Raw genomic sequence first — 17,644 nt, forward strand, 5'->3', positions numbered from 1 at the left:
CTGCTGCACATGGATGTGCGAATGCCGCGAGCGCATGGATGCGCGGGAGCGGCCCCCGCTACGCGGAGGAGGGGATCAGAGCTCGATGCGAATGGAATCCGGCGTCTGCGCGTGCCGGAACGGCGTCGTGGCGAGCACGGCGGCGAGCGCCTGCTCGGGAGGCAGGTTGCTGACGGAGCCGCGCAGGATCATCTGCTCGGCACGCGCCTGCACCTCAGGAGTCGCATAGGCGATGCGCTTGCCCGTCTCGCGCCCGACCCAGTCGAGAAATTCCGCGAGCGGTTTGCGTTCGATCGCGAACACCGGCGCGATGCCGGCGGCCCATTGCCAGCGCGCATCCTGCGGCGAAATCGCCTCGCGCTCGATCTCGCCGGCGCGCGGCACCAGCAGTTGCTCGCCGGCGGTGCCGGCATACGTCTGGCCCGCGCGTTCGATCTCGACGCGCCCTTCGCGCACGCTGACGGACAGGCCGGCGCGCAGCGTGCGCAGTTCGTACTGCGTACCGACGTGTCGCACGGCGCCGTAGAGCGTGTCGACCACGAGCGCAGACACAGGCGCGGATGCCGGCTGGCCGGCGTCGACGTAGAGCGCGCCGCTGTCCAGCGCAATGCGATCGCCCGCCTGCAGCTCGATCAGCGAACCCGCATCGATCCGCACGGAGAGTCCATGCATGTCCAGTGCGGCGCGCGTTCCTTCGTCGGTTCGCAGCATGACGCCCTTCGCGAGCGGCGCGCCCGGCAACACGGCGTGCCACTCCTCGCTGCCGTCGACTGCCAGCTGCAGTGCGCCCTCGACGCGCGCGACGGTTGCGATCGGCTCGCCCGGCGAGCGCAGCGGCTGGAAGACGAGTACCGCGGCAACGATGCCGGCCGCCAGACCCGCGGCGACGCCGTAGGCAGCGAAACGACTGCGACGACGGCGCCGCACCGCGTCGCGCCATTCGCCGTACACCGCCTGGCGCACTTCGTCGACGACGTCCGCGGGCGGCATTTCGCGCGAACCGGCCGCACGCAGCAGCCCTTCGAGTGCGGCCTCGTCGTCTGCTTCCGGTTTGTCGATACGTTCGTTCATGGGTCGATTGCGCTGCTACGAACCACGCATTCCTGCCAGTACATCCGCCGCCGTGGAGCCGAAAACCGTTTCCAGCGCTTCGCGAAAGGAAACCCGCGCACGCGCCAGCATCGATTGTGCCGCCGTGTGCCCGATGCCCAGCATGGCGCCGATCTCCTCGACCGAGTGCCCGTCGACATACTTCCACTCCAGCACATCGCCATAACGCCCCGGCAGACGATCGAGGACGCTGCGCACCAGCCGCCGCGTTTCCTCGCTGCCGTAGCGATACGCGGGCTCATCCTGCGGCGGCGCTTCGATCGCCTCCAACGCCGCGCGGATTTCCGGCGTGTCCTCGATCGGTACCACGCGGCTGGCGTGCCGGCGCTGTACGCGCAGGTGATCGACGATCTGGTTGCGGCAGATCTGGCACACCCAGCTGAACAATGCGGCATCGCCGCGATAGTTCGGCAGGTTGCGCATGGCTTTCACGAGCGTGGCCTGGACGACATCCCGCGCGGCTTCCGGATCGTTGCCGATCCGCGGCAGCGCAAAACGGTAGACGCGCGGAAAGTAGTCGTCGAAGAACACGCTGAACGCGCGTTCCTCGCCGGCCAGCATGCGGCGCACCAGTTCCCGATCGTCTGCCAAGAAAACCACCTGAAGAATCCGACCGCCGTTGGACGCTGCCGGCCGGGCCGATCAATCGCGCCCTCTCCCTGTGGGGCCGGCTTCAGCCGGCCGGATAAGGCGTCAGGCTAAAGCCTGACCTACAAGCCTGACCTGCAAGCCTGACCTACAGACAGAAGCCCGCCCCACAGGCGCATTGCACCGCGATGCCGCGGACGCCGCCATAGGCATGAATTCTTCGTAAGAAACTGGATTCGGCCGCGGGCGTCACCAAACTTTCCGTACAGCGATGCGTCTGACTGGACGGAGTCGGAACCTGCGGGTTTCGGAACACATCGATCAATCCATTTTTCGCGGAGACACGAATGGTCGCGCACAGGGTTCGGGCTTCGGTGTTAGTGGCGGCAGTCGGCTTCTCGCTCGCCGCCTGTTCGCAGGATCAGGTCGCCGCCGGCATCGCAGGCAGCGGCCTCGCGGCAGCCGCGACAGAATCGGCTGCGGCGGCACCCATCAATCTCAGCGGCGCCCTGCCGGATTTCACTTCGCTCGTCGATCGCTACGGCCCGGCCGTCGTGAATGTCGCGGTCATCGAGAAAGCCGAGCCGGTCGCCAATTTCCCGGAACGCGGCATGTCGCCGAACGATCCGTTCTATGAGTTCTTCCGTCGCTTCGGCGGCGGCCAGATCCCGCGCGGCAATCCGCAGCCGGCGCGCGGCGAGGGCTCGGGCTTCATCGTCAGTCCGGACGGCTACATCCTGACCAATGCGCATGTCGTCAACGGCGCGTCGAAGGTCACGGTGAAAATGACCGACCGCCGCGAATACGAAGCGAAGGTCGTCGGTGTCGACGAGCGCACCGATGTTGCCGTGATCAAGATCGAAGGCAAGAACCTGCCGACGGTGAAGCTCGGCGATGCATCGAAGCTCAAGCCCGGCGAATGGGTCATCGCGATCGGCTCGCCGTTCGGCTTCGAGAACAGCGTGACGGCCGGCGTCGTCAGCGCGACGTCGCGCTCGATGCCCGGCGAAGCGAACTACACGCCGTTCATCCAGACCGACGTGGCCGTGAATCCCGGCAACTCGGGCGGTCCGCTGTTCAATCTCAAGGGTGAGGTCGTCGGCATCAACTCGCAGATCTACAGCCGCACCGGCGGCTACATGGGCCTGTCGTTCGCGGTGCCGATCGACGTGGCGAATCATGTGAAGGAACAGCTCGTCGCCAACGGCAAGGTCACGCGCAGCCGCATCGGCGTGTCGATCCAGGAAGTCGATGCACAGCTCGCTGACTCGTTCGGGCTCGATCGTCCGCACGGCGCACTGGTCGGCATGGTCGAAGCCGACAGCCCGGGCGACAAGGCCGGCATCAAGGCCGGCGACGTGATCCTGAAAGTGGACGGCAACGAGATCGAGACGTCCTCGCAGGTGCCGGCGCTCATCGCAGAAACGAAGCCTGGTACGCCGGTGAAGATCGAAGTCTGGCGTGATGGCAACAGCAAGGTACTGACGGCGCGCCCGGAAGAGATCAAGGAAGAAGGTCCGCAGGTCGCCTCGCGCGGCGGTGCGGACACCGATTCCGCCAGCAAGCTCGGCCTCGCCATCCGTCCGCTCGCACCGGAAGAAAAGCGCCAGGCCGAAACCGAAGGTTCGATCCTGGTCGAAGACGTGGACGGCCCCGCAGCGGATGCCGGCGTGCGTCCCGGCGACATCATCCTCGGCGTCAACGGCACGCGCGTGAAATCGGTGCAGGACCTGCAGAAGGCCGCGAGCAAGGGCGGCAAGGTCGTGGCGCTGCTGATCGAGCGCGACAGTGCACAGATCTTCGTGCCGGTGCGCGTGGGCTAGAATGGCCTCCATGCACCTGCTGTTGATCGAAGACGACCTCGAAGCGGCGGAATATCTCGTCAAGGGTCTGCGCGAGAACGGCTATACCGTCGAGCACAGCGCGGAGGGTCGCGACGGCCTCGCCCGCGCCACGCAGAATCGCTACGACGTCATCATCGCCGACCGGCAGCTGCCCTGCATGGACGGCTTGGCCATCATCGGCGCGCTGCGACAGAAATCCGACCAGACGCCGGTGCTGATCCTGTCGGCACTCGGCACGGTCGACGACCGCGTGCATGGACTCAAGGCCGGCGGCGATGACTATCTGACCAAGCCGTTCGCGTTCTCCGAACTGCTGGCACGCATCGAAGCACTCAATCGTCGCAACTCGTCGTCGGGCGCCGAGACCCGCCTGCTGCTCGGCGACCTGGAAATGGATCTGCTGAGCCGCCGCGTCACGCGCGAGGGTCGCAACATCGATCTCACGTCCAAGGAATTCCAGCTGCTCGAATACCTGCTGCGTCGTCCCGGCCAGATCGTGACGCGGACGATGCTGCTCGAAGGCGTCTGGAATCTGCACTTCGATCCGCAGACCAACATCATCGACGTCCACATGAGCCGGCTGCGCAACGCAGTCGACAAGGGTTTTTCGCGGCCGCTGATTCATACGGTGCGCGGGGCGGGGTATGTGTTGAAGGATGAAGCCTGATCCTCTCTTCCTGTGGGGCCGGCTTGAGCCGGCCTGTTTAGGAGTCAGGCTGAAGCCTGACCTACAGGAAGAAAGGCCCGCGCAGGTATAGTTGCCGTCCGCATGGCAACGCCCTCGCAACCACCCAGAAAATTCCGTCTCTCCACCGCGCGTCTGTCGGCGCTGTTCGTGGGCATCTTCGCCGTCGGCATCGTCGTCCTGCTGACGGCCGTCTATGTCCTGACGGCGCGCGTGCTCGATCATGAAGTCGACGTCCAGGCCGAGGTCAATGCCCTGCTGGACGAATACCGGCGCGGCGGCATCCTGCAGCTGATCGAGAACCTGCACCGGCGCGCCGACAACTGGGGTCGCACGGGTGCGGTGTACCTGCTCGTCGACGCGCAAGGGCGCCGCATCGCCGGCAACATCGCGGGCTGGCCATCGCACATCAGCACCGGCGACAAGTGGATCGAATTCGAGATCGACGCGAGCGAGCACGGCGGCGTCGTGGCGCATCCGGTGCGCGCGCAGACCTTCCGCCTGCCCGGCAATCGTGCGCTGCTGGTGGGCACCGACATTCTCGAACGCAAGCGGCTCGCCTCGCGCCTGCGCTCGGCCATGATCTGGGGCACGGCGCTGTGTCTCGCGCTCGCCGTGCTCGTCACGTATGTGTACAGCCAGCGCGTGCGACGCCGCGTGGCGGCGGTCGCCAGCACCTGCGACACCATCATGGCCGGCGAACTCTCCGAACGGCTCGCCATCGAAGGCGCGCACGACGAGTTCGACGAACTCTCAGCGACCGTCAACCGCATGCTCGATCGCATCGAGCAGCAGACCAGCCTGCTGCGCACGACGTTCGATAGCGCAGCGCACGATCTGCGCGCGCCGCTGTATCGCGCGCGCGTGCGCATCGAAGAAGCATTGCAGCATCGCGGACTCGCCGCCGATTCGCGCGAGGTGATGGAAGCGACGCTCGCCGAACTCGATCGCGTGCAGCGCACGCTCGGCACGCTGCTGCAGATCGCGCAGGCCGATGCCTATTCGCGCGAACTGCCGCTGGAGGAAGTGGATCTGGCCGTGCTCGCGCGCGAGATCGTCGACCTGTACCAGCCCGAGGCCAGCGAGCGATCGCAGTCGCTCATCTATCGCGGCGAGCAGCACGCGCTGCTGCGCGGCAACCAGCAGCTGCTCGCGCAGGTGCGGGTGAACCTGGTCGAGAACGCGCTGAAGCACGTCCCGCCGGATGGCCGCGTCGAAGTCGGCGTGGAGTCGACGGCCGAGACCATCACCCTGAACGTCGCCGACAACGGCCCCGGCGTTCCCGCCGAAGACCGCGAACGCATCCTGCAACCCTTCATGCGCCTGGAACGCGACCGCAGCCAGTCCGGCAGCGGCCTCGGCCTCAGCCTCGTCGCCGCCGTGATCCGCCTGCATCGGGGCACGATGGAACTGCTCGACAACCAGCCGGGACTGATCGTGCGGTGCCGATTGCCGCGGGAGAAGAATGAGAGGCCGCAAAAGACACAGGACGAAATTGGCCGCAAAAAGGCGCAAAGAACACAAAGCGAATGAGAAAGGACTTCCTGTTCTGACTTGTGTCTTTTGCGCCTTTTCGCGGCCATTTCCTCCTCTCGATCACCGAACCGCCACATCCTCGACATAGAACAGCTCGCACGCGCCCGCGCCGGTGTCGTTGCGCGTGAGCGAGGTGTTCCAGGTATAGCCATCGGCGCGGCTGACGTTGACGAGGTAGCCCTGTAGGCGCACGACGTTGCCGGCGCGTACGGAGTCGAGCTGGTCGCGTACGCGCGCGGAGCCGGGGATCAGGTGCATGTTCGCGGCGCCTTTGAGCGCGGTGGCGAGATCGATGGCGGCTTCGTCGGGATAGATCGTGAAGAAGCGGCTGCCCTGCGTGATGCGGAAATGATCGAGCACGGCGCTGTCGGACATCGGTCCCCAGCCGACGGCGAAATCGATCGGCGAGAGTCTGGCGCCGCCATCGACGCGATAGGTTTCGACGGACAGCACGCGCGCGGTGATGTCGTAATTCGCCTGCGGCGCGACCTGGAACTCGCCCACGCTGAACGGTGCAGCGGTCGTCGGCGTCTGGAGGGGTTCGTCGGGCGCCAGCACGCCCGGAGCGCGTTCGATCGGTCGGCCGGAGAGCATGCCGGCGACGCCGAAGCAGCACACGATGATGGCGAGCAGCGGTTTCCAGTGGTCGAGCAAGCGGAAGTCCGGTCGTGGGAGAGGATCGACGCTAGCGCAGAAACGACGATGGGGATGTTGGGTGGGTCACAGGAACGGCCCCCACCCTGCCCTCCCCCGGCGACCGGGGAGGGGATCAAGAGGCGGGCTCTGTTTCTTCCCCTCCCCCGGTCGCCGGGGGAGGGCTAGGGAGGGGGCAATCGGAGCGCCTCAGCGCTCCTCCACCTTCACCCACACTTCGAGATCGTTGCTGCGCGTCGCGTACTGCCAGCTCAGTAGGCCGCTCGATTGCGAACTGGCCGATTCGCTGACGCCGCCGAGCGCGATCCATTCGCCGAGCCTGCCGCTGGCCTGGGTCGTGATGCGCTGTGTATCGACGGACTGGTTGTTACCGAGTTGCTGCGCCTGCTGTTCGATATCGAGCGTCACACGCTGCGTCGCTACGCGCGGTGTGACCAGAAAGCCGCTGTTCACATCGCGATAAGTCGTGGACGCGCCGATCCAGGGGCGCCGCCCGCCGGCGACGACGGCGGTCACGTACGGCACGCTCTGGCCGGTCGAGATGAACGCCGATCCGCCTTCGAGTACCTGCACGCTGCTGATGCTCGAGCCTTCGCGTTGCGAAGAACCTTCGGTGGCGCGCACCGTCGCACCCGATCCGCGATTGCCGACGATCACCGACGCTGCAGCCGCTTCGCGCTCGATGGTCTGACGGCTCGCGCGCCGCACCGATACAAACAGCGAGCGCGGCTGTCGGTCGAGCTGCTCGAGTGCGCGCCGGATCTGGGTCACGTTGGCGGCGCTCGCGCGCACGAAGAGTTTGTAGTCGCTGCCGCTGATGGCGCCGCCCGGCTCGACCAGCGGCTGTAATACGGGAATCACCTCGGCCGCAGTGCGATAACGCAGATCGATGATTTCCAGACTCTGCGCACCGGCCGCCCACGCCACCAAGCACAGGAGCGCCGCCCGCCATGACGCGGTTAACAGTTTCATGCGACGCATTGTCGCCGGAACGGTCCGGCATGGCGACGAAAGATTAGGGAAAAGTCTGAGCCGCATCACACTCAAGGTCCGACTTCCGCGGCCGATCTTCGTTACCTGGGACGGGAGATTCCGCGTCCATGCATTGCAGGAAGTTTCCGGACCCATGAACCTGATTCTCGGCATCGTCGTCGTCATGGGCTGCGTGCTCGGCGGATTTGCCGTGCACGGCGGCCAGCTGGCCGCGCTCTGGCAACCGTCGGAAGTCATCATCATCGGCGGCGCCGCCGTCGGTGCCTTCATCATTGCCAATCCGTTCAGCGTGTCGAAGCGCGCGTTCGGCGGCGTGATGAGCCTGCTCAAGGGCTCGCCCTACAAGAAGACCCACTACCAGGCGCTGTTCGCGGTGATGTACGACCTGCTCTCCGTCGCGCGCAAGGAAGGCATGATGGGCCTGGAACGCGTGATCGAGGATCCGTCCAAGAGCGAGATCTTTTCCAAGCGTCCGCTGATCCTGAAGGACAAGCACGCCACCGAATTCATCCAGGACTACCTGCGCCTGATCATCAGCGGCGACATGGACCAGTTCCAGCTCGAAGCGCTGATGGATCTGGAAATCGAAACACATCACCACGAAGCCGCAGAACCCGCCGCCGCCATGAGCAAGGTCGCGGACGCCCTGCCCGGCTTCGGCATCGTCGCGGCCGTGCTCGGCATCGTGAACACGATGGGCGCGCTCGGCGGCCCGCCGGAGGAAATCGGCATCAAGGTCGCGGCCGCGCTGGTCGGCACCTTCCTCGGCATCCTGCTCGCGTACGGCTTCGTCAGCCCGATGAGCAATGCGATGGAGCGCATCGCCAACGACGAGTCGCAGTTCTACCGGACCATCAAGACCTGCATCCTCGGCTTCGTGCAGGGCCATCCGCCGCAGGTCGCGATCGAGTTCGGCCGCAAGTCCACGCCGGGCGAACTGCGTCCGAGCTTCAAGGATCTTGAAGCGCAGCTGCGCGGCAAGAAGGCCTGACGGTAGCCAGCGCCATGGCCAAGGGCAGCGACGCGCCGACGATCGTCATCAAGCGCGTAAAGAAGGGCGGCCATGGCCATCACGGCGGCTCATGGAAAGTCGCCTTCGCCGACTTCGCCACCGCGATGATGGCGTTCTTCCTGCTCATGTGGCTGATGGGATCGACCAGCGAGGAACAGAAGGGCGCGATCTCCGAATACTTCAACAATCCATCCGCCGTGCCGGGCTCGAGCACGATGCCGTCGCCGACATCGATCAACGGCCCCGGCGGCGCCAGCATCAGCATGATCACGCTCGGCGGCGGCATGGAACTGCACCGCACGGCGACGGAAGAATCCGCTTCGGCCGATCCGGCCGCGCCGATCAATGCAGACACGGCCGAGAAACTTGCCGAAGAACTCGACAAGGAACGCCTCGAAGGACTGATGACGGAATTGCGCGAAGCCATCGATCAGCGCGAGTCGCTGGCGAAGTTCAAGGATCAGATCCTGCTGGACGTCACGCCGGAAGGCGTACGCATCCAGATCATCGATCACGAACGCCGGTCGATGTTTCCGCTCGGCAGCCCGACGCTCGAACCGTTCGCCGACACGATCCTGCGCGAACTCGCTACCGTCATCGACAACGTACCGAACCGCATCAGCATCAGCGGCCACACCGACATTCGTCCCTACGGCCGCCTGAACTACAGCAACTGGGAACTCTCCGCCGATCGCGCCAACGCCGCGCGCCGCTCGCTGCTCGGCGGCGGCCTCACCGAAGCGCGCATCGGCCGCGTCGTCGGCCTCGCCTCCAGCGTGCTGCTCGATCCGCAGGCACCGGACAGCCCGATCAATCGCCGCATCAGCATCGTCGTGATGAACAAGCGCACCGAAGACGCAATCAACCACGAGAACGGGTCGCTGCTGAGCGTGCAGGACAATGGCGCGGGCGCGGCGACATCCGGTGAGCCGGTGGCCGCCCTTTCACCGGTACAGAACTAGGATTGGTACGCAAAAAGCGCAAACGAAGAACACAAAAGGCGCAAGGAGATTTCTTCTCGGAAGAATCAGGATTTTTGTGCTTCTTGTGTTCCGCCTTGTGCTTTTTGCGTACCAATCCGGCTGGTTTCAGCTCCGCCGCAGCCACTCCGGATCGGGCAGCTCATGGAACGCATGGCGCAGGCTCTCGCTCCAGCGCGTGCGGATCATTCTGAAGTAGTCGTGATCTTCATTGATGCTGATGTGGCTCTGCACCCGCAGCGTGTCGCGGTGGATGCTCAGCAGATCGAGCGGCAGGCCGACCGAGAGATTGGAACGGATGGTGGAGTCCATGGAGATCAGCGCGCACTTCGCGGCCTGCGCGATGCTGGTGCTGCGCGTGACGACGCGATCGATGATCGGCTTGCCGTACTTGGATTCGCCGATCTGGAAGTACGGCGTATCGGGCGTCGCTTCGATGAAGTTGCCGGCGGCATAGACGCAGAACAGGCGCGGCGGCTCGCGACCGATCTGGCCGCCGAAGATCAGCGACGCATTGAACTCGATGTTGTGGTCCTTGAGCGCCTCCGCGTCGCGCTTGTAGACCTCGCGCAGCATGTCACCGATGTGCGTGACCGCCGCAAACATGTTCGGCGCCGTGAACAGGCTCTCGCCGTCCGGCTGCTGCGTCCTCTCGCGCAGCGTATTGATCAGCGCCTGCGAGATCGCCAGATTGCCCGCGCTCATCAGCACCATCACTCGATCGTCCGGCTTCTCGAACACGGAAACCTTGCGGAACGTGCTGATCTGATCCACGCCCGCATTGGTGCGCGAATCCGCCAGGAACACCATACCGGCATCCAGCAGGATGCCAACGCAATACGTCATTTGAAATCCGCCTTTGGAGTTCAGAACGAAGGCAATGGCCGCAAAAAGTCGCAAAAGACTCAAGGTCAGAAATGAGAATCTTCTTTCATTGTGTCTTCTGCGCCTTTTTGCGGCCATTCTCTTTCATTGCTGCTGCGCCGAAGCCGCAATGACCACAGCGACCTGCATTTCTTCCGCACCGCCGCCGCGGCGCACGCCGCGGACCGGGCAGGCATCGAGATAGTCGCGACCGACGGCGAGACGGCAATGCCGGCCGCCGGCGAGCGTGCGATGAGTGATGTCGATCGGCATCCAGCCCTCGTCCGGGCCGAGCCAGGCGTCGGCCCATGCGTGGCTCGCGACCTCGTCGCCCTTGCCGGTGTAGAGATAGCCGCTGACGTAGCGCGCCGGGATACCGGCGGCCCGGCAGCAGGCGATGAAGACGTGGGCGTGATCCTGGCAGACGCCCTTGCCGCGGGCGAATGCACGCACGGCGGGTTCGTGGACGTCGGTGGCACCGCGCTCGTAGTGCACGGTATCGCTGACGGCGTGCGCCAGCTTGAGCAGATTGCTGCGGCGATCGGCCGTCCTCGGCAGGCTCTGCTGCGCGAAGGACTGCAGCGCCGGGTCCACGCGCGTGAGATTGGTCTCGGCCAGATAAGTGAGCGGCGACAGCTTGCCGTCGTTCGGCAATGCCTCGCCCTCGACGTCGTAGGTTTCGACGACGCCGCTGACGACGATGCGGATCTCGCGATGCGGCTCGTCGAGCGTCAGCAGATGCACGACGTTGCCGTACGCGTCGATCTGCTCGTGCTGACGTCCCGGCGCGCTGATGCTCCAGTTCAGCGCGCGCTGCACCGGATCGCGCCGCGGCGTCAGCCGCAGGTTCTGCACGCTGCGCTTCACCGGCTCGCCGTAGCGATACGTAGTCTCGTGACGAATGTGCAACTGCATCGTAGATCCTCAGAGTTTCACACGGAGTTCACGGAGGGCACGGAGTTTAAGAGAAGAGAATTTCCACGGGGGACACGGGGAGCACGGGGTCTCAAGAAAGAGCAATTTTCTTTCCCCGTGCTCCCCGTGTTCCCATTCCTCCCCCGTGGAAATTCTTCTTTCTTGATCTCTGGCTCCGTGCTCTCCGTGAACTCCGTGTGAAACTTTCTTAGTCTTCAATCCGCCGCCGACACCAGGAAGTCGCGCGAGACGCGCTCGCCCAGGTCACGGGTGCGGCCCATGAACTGCACGAGGTATTCGTGCAGGCCGAGTTCGAAAATGTCTTCGATGCGTCCGAAGCGCAGCGACGCATGCAGTTCGCCGGCACGCCGCTCGGTTTCGGCGGACTGGCCGTTGCGGACGGCGATGAGGTGCGTGTAGAGCTGCTCGACGCAGCGATGCAGCGAGCGTGGCATGTCGGAGCGCAGTACCAGCAGTTCCGCGACGCGGCGGGGCGTGATCAGGTCGCGATAGACGCGGCGATACACCTCGAAGGCCGACACCGAATTGAGCAGCGCGCTCCATTGATAGTAGTCGGCGGCGCCGCCCGCTTTCTCGCCGCGCGGCAGCAGCAGGTGGTACTTCACGTCGAGGATGCGCGCGGTGCTGTCGGAGCGTTCCAGATACGTGCCGAGCCAGGTGAAGTGCCAGGCCTCGTCGCGCAGCATCGTGCCCTGAATCACGCCGCGGATGAGATGCGAACGGTGCTTCACCCATTCGAAGAAATTGCCGACTTCGGCTTCCGACGAAGGGCGCATGCCGGCGACGCGTATTTCCAGCCAGGTGGCATTGACGCTTTCCCAGATTTCGGACGTCAGCGTGCCGCGCACGGCACGTGCGTTCTCGCGCGCGGCGCGCACGCAGCTGTAGATGCTCATCGGGTTGTCGCGATCGAATACCAGGAAGGCGATGGCGTTCGCCGGCGTGACGGCGCCGTAGCGCTGCTTGAACGCATCCATCAGGCCGATGATGGTCAGGGTGGCGACCCAGCCCTGCTCGACGATTTCCGGGCCCTGCGGCAGCAGCGACATCCGGTAGTTCACTTCGAGCATGCGCGCGAGGTTCTCGGCGCGCTCGGTGTAGCGGGCCATCCAGTAGAGATGGTCGGCGGTGCGACTCAGCATCCGTCAGCGCTCCAGAACCCACGTGTCTTTGGTGCCGCCGCCCTGCGACGAATTCACGACCAGCGATCCTTCGCGCAACGCGACGCGCGTGAGGCCGCCGGGCACGAGCGTCACTTCCGCACCCGACAGCACGAAGGGCCGCAGATCCAGGTGACGCGGCGCGACGCCCTGTTCGACGAAGGTCGGGCAGGCCGACAGCGACAGCGTCGGCTGCGCGATGTATTTCTCCGGGCTCTTGAGAATGCGCTGGCGGAAGTCCTCGATCTGTTCCTTGGTCGACGACGGGCCGATCAACATGCCGTAGCCGCCGGCGCCGTGGACTTCCTTGACGACGAGTTCGGGCAGATGCGCCAGCGTGTAGTCGAGATCTTCCTTCCGCCGCAGCACGTAGGTCGGCACGTTCGACAGCAGCGGCTCCTCGCCGAGATAGAAGCGGATCATGTCCGGCACGTACGGATAGATGGATTTGTCGTCGGCGACGCCGGTGCCGATCGCATTGGCAATCGTGACGCGACCGGCGCGATACGCGGCGAGCAGGCCCGGAATGCCGAGCATCGAATCGGGACGGAACACCAGCGGATCCATGAAGTCGTCGTCGAGACGGCGGTAGATCACGTCGACGCGCTGCGGGCCGCGCGTGGTGCGCATGTAGAGGAATTCGTCTTCGACGTAGAGATCCTGGCCTTCGACCAGTTCGATACCCATCTGCTGGGCGAGGAAGGCATGTTCGAAATACGCGCTGTTGTAGGCACCCGGGGTCAGCAGCACGACCGTCGGATCGTTCACGCCCGGCGGCGCGACGCTGCGCAGATTCTCGAGCAGCAGATCGGGATAGTGCTCGACCGGGGCGATCGAATGCTGCGCGAACAGCTCCGGAAACAGCCGCATCATCATGCGGCGGTCTTCGAGCATGTAGGAGACACCCGAAGGCACGCGCAGGTTGTCTTCGAGCACGTAGAACTCGCCGGCGCCGGCGCGCACCACGTCGATCCCGGCGATGTGCGCGTAAATAGAGCCGGGCACGTCGACGCCCTGCATCTCGGGCCGGTACTGGCCGTTGCACAGCACCTGCTCGGCCGGAATGCGGCCGGCCGCGAGGATGTCCTGGTCGTGATAGATGTCGGCGATGAAGGCGTTGAGCGCCCGCACGCGCTGGCGCAGTCCCGCGGCGAGGTGCTGCCATTCGGGCGCCGGGATGATGCGGGGAACGATGTCGAAGGGAATCAGGCGTTCGGTGCCCGCCTCTTCGCCATAGACGGCGAAGGTGATGCCGACGCGGTGAAAGAGCGAATCGGCTTCGGTGCGCTTCTGCGCTACCCGGTCTTTCGGTGTTCTGGCGAGCCATGACGCGAAGGTCCGGTAGTGCTCGCGAACACTGCCGTCCGGCGCGTGCATTTCATCGTAAGGCGTCTCCCCTGGCATCCGCGGTCCTGGTTCTCGTGGCGACAGGAGCCGAGGGAGCGAAAACCGTGCCAGCCCGGAATCAGTGCATTACGCGGTAAAAGCCGCTACTGGCCGGAGCGAGCCGCCCCAGAACGGGGCAGCACAGAAACCATCGTGGTGCGATCCGCGGGCGGTCAGGGCAGCTGGATCTTGCCGCCGCCGCGCCCGCCGCCCCCCATGGTCGGCGGCAAGCCGCCCTGGGGCACGACCAGCTGCGAGGCCTGCTGCCGGCGCATCTCCTGGATCTGCTGCACGGTGCGCTCGATGGCGGCCTGGGCCGCGACACCGAACCCGGCCACGGCCTGGTCGAGCGTCTCGCCCGGAATCTCGAAGCTCAGCGGCACCGGACCCATGTTGGTCATGATTTCCGCCTGGCCCACGAACAGGACCGGGCGTGTCTCGTCCCTCGATCCGTCGCGCTTGACGGGGGTCAGCCGACGCAGGGCGCCCACGCGACGATCGGTAAACATTTCTTCCTGGTACAGCGCATCGGCATCCATCTGCGCTTCGGCATCGCGTTCGTCAGCCATGGGTTCCTCGGCGGTTATGTCAGCGGGCGGGGAGTAAAGCAGCCCCATTTCTTCACATCAAGCAGGCCTGCGCCTCAAGGCAGGCCTTTCTCTATGAAGGCGTGTCCGACTGGTTACAATGCCGGCCCTCTCCGCTCGCTCCCGACGCCCCCAATGCAGGAAAACGATAATCCCTTCTCCGAGGCCTTCGGCAAGGCCGTCGACCTCGGCAACCGGATCGCCGACACGGACCAGAAGGCGGACATCTGGGACATCGCCGACGGTCTGCTCGCGGGCGCCGTGCAGTACTGGCTCTATTCGCGTCAGCCCTGCTCCGACCCCGAGTGCGAGGAGTGCCTGCCGATCAGCACGGCAGAAGGTCGTTTAGAAGAACTGCGCAAGCTCATGAAGCAGTTCGCCGCCGAGAGCGAGTACTTCCACTCGCCGACCGATCGCAACGTCGGCCGTGCCTGAACGGTCACGGCCGAACACACAAGTCAATCCGTTTTTGACCTCGCAGGAGCTGAATTTTTTTCTTCTCGCGCAGGTACTTGATTGGCAATGCGGCGACGGCGCAACACCCGGAAGCGCCCGCCTTTTGTGATGCAGCTCACACCACGCGGCGAGCCGGCTTCCGCAGACTTTCCGCCGACCACACTCGAACGGACCTGACAGACATGGGGTTGCTCCGAAATCTGAAGCTGCGGAACCGGGCGTACGTCTGCGCCTACAACTCGTTCCGCTTCGCAGCCCGACTGCGCGGCGACCTGAGCGAGTTCGCGCCGTCGATCGCCGAGACCATTCAGAGCGTCGGCGACGAACTCGCCTCGCTGGCCCGCGATGCCTGCCCGAGCGAGACGGACCGGCGTCAACTGATCGACGGACTGGAAGGCGCGCTGCGCGCGCTGGGTCTGTCGGACGCGGCACAGGTCCACATCGTGTCGCAGCTCGCGCCGCGCATCATGGCCGGCGAACCGGCCAGCGTCAGCAAGGAAGCCTGGACGCGCATGGCCGTGTGAGACATAACCTCACCGCCGCGACAGCCCCTCCACTGTCGCCGTATTACATGTCTCCTGAAACCGACCTGGCCGCTTGACTTATCCCGTCGCGCTGCCGAAGAATCGATTCGTGCCAAGGGCAAACTCGCTGAAAGGCGAGGACGCAAAGCTACCGGTCTAACGGAATCATTTCCCAGGACAGCGGGGTTGCCACGAACCGCAGGACGAATGCGGTTGATTCGACGGACGCCATCGGTCGGTCAGCAGAAGTTTTCTTCTTCTCATCGATCAGAAATCCACTCAGCGCCGTCGACGTGACATCAATCGAGATGCGCGCGCACGCATTCTCTCCCCCGTCGAAATGATCCGTCCGGCCGTGGTTCGACCGGATTGCGGATTTGATGGGGAAGGAACGTGGAAGAGAACACCAGCAAGGTCTTCGTGGGACGTGGCGCCAATGCGTCCGTCGATCCGCTGCTCGCAGCGACATCCTCCACCGAACCCGCCAACACGCTCTTCATCATCAATCTCTGTTCTTCGATCGCGCCGATCCAGACCGCCGGCAAGACCATTCCCGGCTTCGACAGCCACAAGCTCTACCAGGTGGCGCGCGCCGAAGACGGCCGCACGCGTCATCGCCTGCGACTCGGATTCTTCACCAGCGAAGCCGATGCGGAACAGGCGCTGAGCGCCGTTCGCGACAACTATCCGACCGCATTCGTTGCCTGTCTGTCCGACGACGATCGTCGCTTCGCCCGCGGCTATGTGCCCAACACGGAAACCACGGCGGCGTGGAAGCGTCCGGTGCTGGTGCCGAAGCCGGCTGCCGTCGAAGAACCGGTGAAGGCAGCGCCGGTCGCCGCTACGCCGGCGCCAGCGGTTGCGAAAGAAGCGCCGAAGGCAGCGGTGAAACAGGAAGCGGCCGCAGCCAGACCTGCACCTGTCATCGCGAAGCCCGCGGCCGTCGCGGCAGCGCCTGCGAAACCGGCAGCGGCTCAGTCGGCCTCCGAAACCGACATCGAACTCTCGTGGGATCTGCCCGAACTCACGCCGCCGCAGCCGTCTGCCAGCGCGCCGGCACCGCAGACCGTCGCGCCCGTCTACAAGACGGACACCGTCATCAAGGCACCGGCCTCCAGCCCGCCGGCCGAAGCGGCGAAGAAGGCGCTCGCCGCGCCGGCTGAAATCCAGCTGACGCTGGAGAAGGAACCCGCACCGCCGAAGCCGGCCGCCGCTGCCGCGCCTGCGAATGCTCCGGCACAGCCTTTCCATGTCGGCAAGGGCGTCGAGATTCCGGGTTCTGCGCTCAGTCTCGAATCGACGGCGAAACATCCCATTCCTGCCGCGCCGGTAGCACCGCCTGCGAAACCGGCTGCTGCGAAGGCAGCGCCGTCGGTCAAGGAAGCGTCAAAGCCCGCCGCCGCCAAGAGCGAGCCGGCGCGCAAGCCCCCGGAGACCAAACCTGCTGCCGCGCCAGTCGCCGCGCGCGCGCAGCCGCCGGCGGGTGATCGCCGCGTGCCGGAGCTCGACAGCACGCAGACGATCCGCGCGCTCACCAGCGCCGAACTCAACGACGACTCGCAGGAAAAGTGGTTCTCGATCCAGCTGGTCGTGTCGGAACGTCCGGTGAATCTCGATGCCATGCCGCACCTCGACATCTTCGAGGCCTACAGCGTGTATTCGATTGCCAATGCCGGCAGCGGCAAGATCGTGTACTCCCTGCGCCTCGGCTTCTTCCGCGAAGAAGTCTCGGCAGAAGCGGTCTCCGGCTATCTGCGCACGTTCTTCCCCTCGCCGAGCGTGATCCGCATCAGCGCCGCCGAGCAGACCCGTTTCAAGGACGCGCCCGCACCGAAAGCAACCGCGGCAGCGCAGACTGAAGGCAAGATCATCGAACTCAATCACGCGCGCGATCGCAAACCGACCATCCCGACCGTGACCATGGAAGTGACGGATCGCAGTCCCAGCGGCACCTTCAATCCCAACGCCACGGGCTCGTTCAATCCGAATGCGACCGGTTCGTTCAAGCCCGGCGCCACCGGCTCGTTCAAGGTCGACGCGAGCGGCAAGCACAAGACGCTGAAACCCGCAGCCAAGTCCGCGGCGCATGCCACCAAGCGCTCGGCGCCGATGAGCAAGACTTCCGCGACGGGCAAGCACAAGGCGCTCGTGAAACGCAGCCTGAGCGAACAGCTGCTCGACGAGGCGCGCGAGGTGCAGCTGTCGGAGAGCGCGATCCGCAAGCTGCCGAAGAACGATTCCCTGCTGTCGCGCCTGGTGGACAAGCTGACGAAGTGACGGCGCGCCACGCAGTGGCGCGCGCACTTCATCATTCCCGCTTCTCCCCGCT

General features: G+C 65.1%; 17 protein-coding genes and 1 riboswitch. Of the genes, 8 read left to right on the forward strand and 9 right to left on the reverse strand.

What is annotated here, in order from left to right; genetic code table 11:
- Window positions 1–75: 75 nt before the first annotated feature.
- Both V7D81_RS09900 and V7D81_RS09905 read right to left on the reverse strand, forming a co-directional pair.
- A complete protein-coding gene (locus V7D81_RS09900; protein WP_324316180.1) occupies window positions 76–1,071 on the reverse strand; it encodes a FecR domain-containing protein in 996 nt (331 codons plus the stop codon).
- A gap of 15 nt (window positions 1,072–1,086) precedes the next feature.
- On the reverse strand, window positions 1,087–1,701 hold the full coding sequence (locus V7D81_RS09905) for an RNA polymerase sigma factor (RefSeq protein ID WP_324316182.1): 615 nt from the start codon (window positions 1,699–1,701) through the stop codon (window positions 1,087–1,089).
- A gap of 344 nt (window positions 1,702–2,045) precedes the next feature.
- On the opposite strand from V7D81_RS09905, the gene V7D81_RS09910 reads away from it, so the two are divergent.
- The 3 genes from V7D81_RS09910 to V7D81_RS09920 all read left to right on the forward strand — a co-directional run bounded on the left by V7D81_RS09910 (window position 2,046) and on the right by V7D81_RS09920 (window position 5,760).
- Window positions 2,046–3,521 carry a DegQ family serine endoprotease gene (locus tag V7D81_RS09910; RefSeq protein ID WP_442958342.1) on the forward strand — a complete coding sequence of 492 codons (1,476 nt, stop codon included), beginning with the start codon at window positions 2,046–2,048 and terminating at the stop codon, window positions 3,519–3,521.
- A gap of 10 nt (window positions 3,522–3,531) precedes the next feature.
- On the forward strand, window positions 3,532–4,209 hold the full coding sequence (locus V7D81_RS09915; RefSeq protein WP_324316185.1) for a response regulator transcription factor: 678 nt from the start codon (window positions 3,532–3,534) through the stop codon (window positions 4,207–4,209).
- A gap of 102 nt (window positions 4,210–4,311) precedes the next feature.
- Window positions 4,312–5,760 (forward strand): sensor histidine kinase, encoded by a 1,449-nt coding sequence (locus V7D81_RS09920; protein ID WP_324316187.1) that lies wholly within the window; start codon window positions 4,312–4,314, stop codon window positions 5,758–5,760.
- A 63-nt stretch (window positions 5,761–5,823) separates the two neighbouring features.
- Here the strand turns inward: V7D81_RS09920 and V7D81_RS09925 are convergent, their stop codons facing one another.
- Complete coding sequence (locus V7D81_RS09925; RefSeq protein ID WP_324316188.1) at window positions 5,824–6,417, reverse strand: hypothetical protein; 594 nt, start codon at window positions 6,415–6,417, stop codon at window positions 5,824–5,826.
- Between the two features lie 189 nt (window positions 6,418–6,606).
- On the reverse strand, window positions 6,607–7,389 hold the full coding sequence (locus V7D81_RS09930) for a secretin N-terminal domain-containing protein (RefSeq protein WP_324316190.1): 783 nt from the start codon (window positions 7,387–7,389) through the stop codon (window positions 6,607–6,609).
- Between the two features lie 154 nt (window positions 7,390–7,543).
- Here V7D81_RS09930 and motA point away from each other — a divergent pair, with 154 nt between their 5' ends.
- Window positions 7,544–8,401, forward strand: coding sequence for a flagellar motor stator protein MotA (gene motA, locus V7D81_RS09935; protein ID WP_324316192.1), 858 nt, complete (start codon window positions 7,544–7,546; stop codon window positions 8,399–8,401).
- A 14-nt stretch (window positions 8,402–8,415) separates the two neighbouring features.
- Window positions 8,416–9,384 carry a flagellar motor protein MotB gene (motB, locus tag V7D81_RS09940; RefSeq protein WP_324316194.1) on the forward strand — a complete coding sequence of 323 codons (969 nt, stop codon included), beginning with the start codon at window positions 8,416–8,418 and terminating at the stop codon, window positions 9,382–9,384.
- A gap of 126 nt (window positions 9,385–9,510) precedes the next feature.
- Here motB and V7D81_RS09945 read toward each other — a convergent pair whose 3' ends face one another.
- From V7D81_RS09945 to V7D81_RS09965, 5 genes are all read right to left on the reverse strand, one after another.
- The gene (locus V7D81_RS09945; RefSeq protein ID WP_324316196.1) at window positions 9,511–10,248 is read right to left on the reverse strand and encodes a proteasome-type protease; all 738 of its coding nucleotides are present in this window, start codon (window positions 10,246–10,248) and stop codon (window positions 9,511–9,513) included.
- Window positions 10,249–10,371: 123 nt separating this feature from the next.
- On the reverse strand, window positions 10,372–11,181 hold the full coding sequence (locus V7D81_RS09950) for a transglutaminase family protein (RefSeq protein ID WP_324316198.1): 810 nt from the start codon (window positions 11,179–11,181) through the stop codon (window positions 10,372–10,374).
- Between the two features lie 215 nt (window positions 11,182–11,396).
- Complete coding sequence (locus V7D81_RS09955) at window positions 11,397–12,344, reverse strand: alpha-E domain-containing protein (RefSeq protein WP_324316200.1); 948 nt, start codon at window positions 12,342–12,344, stop codon at window positions 11,397–11,399.
- A 3-nt stretch (window positions 12,345–12,347) separates the two neighbouring features.
- Window positions 12,348–13,766 (reverse strand): circularly permuted type 2 ATP-grasp protein, encoded by a 1,419-nt coding sequence (locus tag V7D81_RS09960; protein WP_324316202.1) that lies wholly within the window; start codon window positions 13,764–13,766, stop codon window positions 12,348–12,350.
- 155 nt (window positions 13,767–13,921) lie between these two features.
- Window positions 13,922–14,317 (reverse strand): hypothetical protein, encoded by a 396-nt coding sequence (locus V7D81_RS09965; RefSeq protein WP_324316204.1) that lies wholly within the window; start codon window positions 14,315–14,317, stop codon window positions 13,922–13,924.
- A 153-nt stretch (window positions 14,318–14,470) separates the two neighbouring features.
- Between V7D81_RS09965 and V7D81_RS09970 the strand changes: the two genes are divergently transcribed.
- The 3 genes from V7D81_RS09970 to V7D81_RS09980 all read left to right on the forward strand — a co-directional run bounded on the left by V7D81_RS09970 (window position 14,471) and on the right by V7D81_RS09980 (window position 17,592).
- Window positions 14,471–14,770 (forward strand): hypothetical protein, encoded by a 300-nt coding sequence (locus V7D81_RS09970; protein WP_324316206.1) that lies wholly within the window; start codon window positions 14,471–14,473, stop codon window positions 14,768–14,770.
- 203 nt (window positions 14,771–14,973) lie between these two features.
- Window positions 14,974–15,315: a hypothetical protein gene (locus V7D81_RS09975; RefSeq protein WP_324316208.1), complete on the forward strand. Its 342-nt coding sequence runs from the start codon at window positions 14,974–14,976 to the stop codon at window positions 15,313–15,315.
- Between the two features lie 107 nt (window positions 15,316–15,422).
- A riboswitch (cyclic di-GMP riboswitch) is annotated at window positions 15,423–15,509 on the forward strand.
- Between the two features lie 199 nt (window positions 15,510–15,708).
- Entirely contained in the window at window positions 15,709–17,592 is a 1,884-nt protein-coding gene (locus tag V7D81_RS09980; RefSeq protein ID WP_324316210.1) for a hypothetical protein, read from the forward strand.
- The last annotated feature ends 52 nt before the right edge of the window (window positions 17,593–17,644 follow it).

The sequence above is a fragment of the Povalibacter sp. genome (assembly GCF_036735925.1).
GTDB lineage: Bacteria > Pseudomonadota > Gammaproteobacteria > Steroidobacterales > Steroidobacteraceae > Steroidobacter.

Bases quoted from the DNA above. Each gene is read 5' to 3' on its own strand.
- V7D81_RS09950 (WP_324316198.1), bottom strand. From the start codon at position 11,181: ATGCAGTTGCACATTCGTCACGAGACTACGTATCGCTACGGCGAGCCG.
- V7D81_RS09915 (WP_324316185.1), top strand. From the start codon at position 3,532: ATGCACCTGCTGTTGATCGAAGACGACCTCGAAGCGGCGGAATATCTC.
- V7D81_RS09900 (WP_324316180.1), bottom strand. From the start codon at position 1,071: ATGAACGAACGTATCGACAAACCGGAAGCAGACGACGAGGCCGCACTC.
- V7D81_RS09930 (WP_324316190.1), bottom strand. From the start codon at position 7,389: ATGAAACTGTTAACCGCGTCATGGCGGGCGGCGCTCCTGTGCTTGGTG.
- V7D81_RS09920 (WP_324316187.1), top strand. From the start codon at position 4,312: ATGGCAACGCCCTCGCAACCACCCAGAAAATTCCGTCTCTCCACCGCG.
- V7D81_RS09910 (WP_442958342.1), top strand. From the start codon at position 2,046: ATGGTCGCGCACAGGGTTCGGGCTTCGGTGTTAGTGGCGGCAGTCGGC.
- V7D81_RS09955 (WP_324316200.1), bottom strand. From the start codon at position 12,344: ATGCTGAGTCGCACCGCCGACCATCTCTACTGGATGGCCCGCTACACC.
- V7D81_RS09970 (WP_324316206.1), top strand. From the start codon at position 14,471: ATGCAGGAAAACGATAATCCCTTCTCCGAGGCCTTCGGCAAGGCCGTC.
- V7D81_RS09960 (WP_324316202.1), bottom strand. From the start codon at position 13,766: ATGCCAGGGGAGACGCCTTACGATGAAATGCACGCGCCGGACGGCAGT.
- motB (WP_324316194.1), top strand. From the start codon at position 8,416: ATGGCCAAGGGCAGCGACGCGCCGACGATCGTCATCAAGCGCGTAAAG.
- motA (WP_324316192.1), top strand. From the start codon at position 7,544: ATGAACCTGATTCTCGGCATCGTCGTCGTCATGGGCTGCGTGCTCGGC.
- V7D81_RS09945 (WP_324316196.1), bottom strand. From the start codon at position 10,248: ATGACGTATTGCGTTGGCATCCTGCTGGATGCCGGTATGGTGTTCCTG.
- V7D81_RS09975 (WP_324316208.1), top strand. From the start codon at position 14,974: ATGGGGTTGCTCCGAAATCTGAAGCTGCGGAACCGGGCGTACGTCTGC.
- V7D81_RS09965 (WP_324316204.1), bottom strand. From the start codon at position 14,317: ATGGCTGACGAACGCGATGCCGAAGCGCAGATGGATGCCGATGCGCTG.